6 protein-coding genes are annotated in these 3,925 nt (G+C 37.9%); 2 read left to right on the top strand and 4 right to left on the bottom strand.

Annotated elements, in window-relative coordinates:
• Together ACUVXA_RS17780 and ACUVXA_RS17775 are read left to right on the top strand one after the other, a co-directional pair.
• The coding region (locus ACUVXA_RS17780; RefSeq protein ID WP_445872626.1) for an arsenic resistance protein at positions 1-559 on the top strand (559 nt) is incomplete at its 5' end.
• Between the two features lie 393 nt (positions 560-952).
• Positions 953-1,345, top strand: coding sequence for a hypothetical protein (locus tag ACUVXA_RS17775; RefSeq protein ID WP_445872625.1), 393 nt, complete (start codon positions 953-955; stop codon positions 1,343-1,345).
• A gap of 274 nt (positions 1,346-1,619) precedes the next feature.
• Here ACUVXA_RS17775 and ACUVXA_RS17770 read toward each other — a convergent pair whose 3' ends face one another.
• The 4 genes from ACUVXA_RS17770 to ACUVXA_RS17755 are packed head-to-tail and all read right to left on the bottom strand — an operon-like array spanning position 1,620 to position 3,871.
• Positions 1,620-2,375, bottom strand: coding sequence for an ABC transporter permease (locus tag ACUVXA_RS17770; protein ID WP_445872624.1), 756 nt, complete (start codon positions 2,373-2,375; stop codon positions 1,620-1,622).
• 19 nt (positions 2,376-2,394) lie between these two features.
• A complete protein-coding gene (locus tag ACUVXA_RS17765; protein ID WP_445872623.1) occupies positions 2,395-3,321 on the bottom strand; it encodes an ATP-binding cassette domain-containing protein in 927 nt (308 codons plus the stop codon).
• 9 nt (positions 3,322-3,330) lie between these two features.
• Positions 3,331-3,537 carry a DUF5320 domain-containing protein gene (locus ACUVXA_RS17760; protein WP_445872622.1) on the bottom strand — a complete coding sequence of 69 codons (207 nt, stop codon included), beginning with the start codon at positions 3,535-3,537 and terminating at the stop codon, positions 3,331-3,333.
• A gap of 1 nt (position 3,538) precedes the next feature.
• Positions 3,539-3,871, bottom strand: a complete 333-nt coding sequence (locus ACUVXA_RS17755; RefSeq protein ID WP_445872621.1) for an ArsR/SmtB family transcription factor — start codon at positions 3,869-3,871, stop codon at positions 3,539-3,541.
• Positions 3,872-3,925: the final 54 nt, after the last annotated feature.

Raw genomic sequence — 3,925 nt, 5'->3', positions numbered from 1 at the left:
GGGAGGTACAGTGGTAAACGCATCAATTATTGATATAGCTAAGGGTGTTATAATCTACTTGGGCGTACCTCTATTTGCTGGTATGGTAACCAGATATACTCTGGTTAAGAGAAGAGGGAAAGAGTGGTATGATGGCTACTTCGTTAAGAAACTAGCTCCAACGGCTCTTATCGGTCTACTTTTCACAGTGGTGGTGATGTTTTCACTTCAAGGCGGAAAGATACTTTCGCTCCCCTACGATGTCCTGAGAGTCGCCATACCTTTGGTTCTATACTTCGTTTTGATGTTCTTAATATCTTATGTGATGTCTTGGCGTCTCGGGCTCAACTATGAGGATACAGCAACCATATCCTTCACGGCTGCGAGCAACAACTTTGAGTTGGCAATAGCGGTAACTATAGGAGTCTTCGGCATAGCCTCAGGTCAAGCATTCGCAGCGGTTATAGGACCACTAATAGAGGTTCCAGTGCTCATAAACCTGGTAAACGTTTCATTCTGGCTCAAAAAGAAATTGTTTAAAAAGGAAATAACTCCTGTGCCCAAGGAAATAACTAGATGAGAAACAAAAAATACACCACTTTCTTTTTTTAGACGACAAATATGAAGATTAATGTTCATTCTCTTTTTTTATGGGTTTTATAATCTCTAATTGGATTTTCTTAGGTATGGCTTTCAAACTAATCACTCATGCTAGGTTTATAGCACGGTTAAATACAAATTCACATTCAGAAGTATAGCGGATAAAAAAGTCTAATGAAAATAGGTTCCACTACAGAATGAAGGTGCTTATAAGTAAAGTCACCATAATTTTATAATTAGAAACAGGTTCAAGGAGATAGTGTTTGAGAGATACTAGGAGCCTACGCATTAGTTTGGGGAGTAATATTATTGTTTATGGCACCAATGTTTGTTATTGCATGGGAGTAATAGATGAGGAAAAGAAGGAGTAAAAATGGAAAAGAGTTTTGATTTAGAAAAACAAATAATTGAGTTCTGTAATCAGGCACATTCTGCAAAACTTAAAGCAACATTAGTCAAAGATTGGTATAGAGACATAGGCATAGAAGGCGGACATACCGAAACTACTTTAATAGAGATACACGGAAACTCGAGGGATTTAGCTGAAAAATTCATAAAGGCGATAAGAAACAACCCTAACTTTAAGAAATTTATACTTGACCCAAAGTATGAACTTCGTCATGGAAAACCGATACCTTGGAAAAATATTAAAAAAGGTAAAACCTTGCGTGGGAAACGCTGTTTTAAAGCAGAAGTTGGTTATAGAATCGGTTTTGGTGCTGGTTTCTCGGATTATTGCTATGCAATAAGAATTGAAGAGGTGTGAGTATAGTAGATTTTGATGTTTGTTATCTTGAAGATAAAGGAATCAAGGTCATAGTTCTCCTCGGATCATATGGATGTATTAAAAGATGTTGCAATAAAAGATCTAAATAAATGCTGAGGAAGTAAAAAAGAAGTTGTTCAAAAAGAAAATAATATGTTCTCGAGGAATAATCAGACGATAAACAGAAATACAAAACACAACTTTATCTTCTATAATTATTTTTTTCCTAAATGAAAAAAGTTAGGAGAGGTTAATAGACTTAAATCTATCATTTCTATAGTCTCTTGGATAAGTTTCTTCTGTGAAGCGTCGCTGCGGCAAAGAGGAAGAGCGCGGTGAATGCTATGAGTACTCCTATGTCCACAAATACTGGGAAATATCCTATTCCTTGGGTGGCATGTCTTGCTAAGTCTGTAAAGTAGGTGAGTGGCGAGAATACTGCTATTGCTTGTCCCCATCCGGGCATTTGTTCTACTGGTATGAAGATTCCACTGACAAATATCAGGGGGAATTTCAGTAATGATGCCAGCATCATTATGGTGGATGGCATGGATGAGGGAGGTGTTGAGAGTAGTAATCCAATGCTGGAGAAGCATAGTGCTGCGATTACTATACCTGCTATTAGAATTAGTAGATTTTCTATGGTTGCTCCCATAATAACTCCCACTATAATTGGCACGGCGGATATGATGACTGCAAATATGAATGAGGCGATTATGTTTCCCAGTATGATTGTTGATAGTGAGATTGGAGTGGACACTAATCTCTCAAGGGTTCTCATAGTGGTCTCCCATGGTATTATTACTGGACTTACTGCCGTTGCAGTGAAGAATAAAGTCATTGCCAATAATCCTGAGACCAGTGAATTTATAGGAATATTTCTTCCAATAGAGAATGCAAAGAATAAAAATAGGGGAATCAACACTCCGAATATGATTACTGGACCCTTAAAATAGTATATGCGGATATCCTTCTTTGCAAGTACAAAAGCGCGTCTAATTTGTGTAGTATATTCTTTACTGAGTATCATGTCAATTCACTTCTTTCTCCTATGTGAGCATGATAAATATGTCCTCTAGTGTTGGAGCCAGAGTTTGAAGGGTTGCTATCTGTGAATTGTTTTCTTTAGCGTAATCAACTATCTGGGTTATCACTTCGCCGGGATTGCTTGTGTACAGCCTAACCTTGTCCCCCAACTTTTTAACCTCACTTACTTTGGGTATTTTCGCTAACATCTCCAGATTAGGGGGATAAGTAAAGCTAACCTCCACTGCGTTTAATCTTCCAATTCTGGTTCTCAACTTTTCAGGGCGATCAATAGCCGCGATTTTACCATGGTTAATGATCGCTACTTCATCGCATAGCAGATTTGCCTCCTCCATATTATGAGTGGTTAGAAAAATGGTGACGCCGTTTTTGTTGAGTTCTAATAACATATCTCGGATAAGTCTAGCGCTCTGCACATCGAGTGCAATTGTAGGTTCATCCAATAAAAGGAGCTGGGGATTGTTTATCAGTGCCATGCAGATTATTAGTCTTTGCTTCATTCCCCGAGAGAAGCTCTTTACTTTGTCATTCCTTCTTTCGTGAAGGCCAAACTTCTGGAGTAACTCCTCTGCTTTACGCTCTCTTTCTTTTTTTGGAATTCCATAAAGTTCTCCTATAAGCATAAGATTGCTCCAAGCAGAGAGATCTACGTATGCGTTTGATGCTTCGGGAACTATTCCCATAGCTTCTTTGGCTTTTATAGGTTCCTTCAGAATATCGTAGCCCATTATTTGAGCTGTCCCCTCATCTGGTATAATTACTCCAGTAAGCATTCTAACAGTGGTTGTTTTACCCGCACCGTTTGGTCCAAGAAAGCCAAAGATTTTCTCTTCCTCCACTTCGAAGCTTATGTGGTCAACAGCTCTCAGTTCACCATAATATTTAGTTAGGTTGTTTACTTCTATGACACTTTTCGAAATGTCGTTCATCCCCCTACTCTACTCTTCCTCAAGTTTTTTTATTTCTGCGTTAACATTTTCAAGCTCTTTTTCCAAGATTCTTCGATAATCCTTTAGAATTTCTATTCTTTCCCTTTGTGTCAAGGGATCTGCTAAGCTTTCTTTAAATTCTGCTTTCAAATAAGGACTATGGCACCCACATACCCCTAACGTTCCATGAAGATTACCTGTTCCAATTCCGCACACTTTACTCATCTCCTTCGGATTTTAGTAAATCAATTACTATTTTCTTATTTTTTAATCTCCAAACCTTTTCTGGTGCTCCACCACCCTCTTCCCTGTATTCGGCAACTTCGATGATTTCCCCATTTTTTAATTCGGATAAGTGATAATACAGTCCGGAGGGTGTTAGTTTTTCATTGTTCTCTATTAGATTTTCATATATTTCCTTGGTACTCTTAGCTCCTTTGCCTATAAAATCTATGATTAACCAACGTGTTGGACAGTGGAGCACTCTCATCAGATTTTGCAACTTACTCACTCTATTATCTGGATGGTTTTCAACACACAATTTAAACACCGTAATATTATAGTCCATCACAATATATTATAGTAAAATACTATAATATTATAG

Source organism: Candidatus Jordarchaeum sp. (assembly GCF_052745115.1).
Note: the sequence above shows the minus strand (reverse complement) of the source record. Positions and strands in the feature narration are given on the sequence as shown.